At 43.0% G+C, this 207-nt stretch carries 1 pseudogene; it reads right to left on the reverse strand.

Annotation, left to right across the window (positions count from 1 at the left end):
* Nucleotides 1–207 (reverse strand): annotated as a pseudogene (locus CES81_RS13250) (hypothetical protein); the annotation flags it as partial.

A 207-nucleotide genomic window follows, 5' to 3' on the forward strand; every position in this document is an offset into this window, starting at 1 on the left:
TTTGTAGTTTGTCAGTAAAGTTGGCATCTTGGCCAGTTCGTGCAATATCAGATGGTAAACTACTGGCAAGCAATAACGGGTTGTCGTTGACTGTTGGAACAGTATCAAAATTGTTAGCACCAGATAGGTGGGCTACTTTGGAATCGTCAGCTGGCGTGTAACCAATTTTATCTTGTTTGGCGTTAACCTCTTCAATCCCCGCTACAT

The organism is Secundilactobacillus pentosiphilus (assembly GCF_002217985.1).
Lineage (GTDB): Bacteria > Bacillota > Bacilli > Lactobacillales > Lactobacillaceae > Secundilactobacillus > Secundilactobacillus pentosiphilus.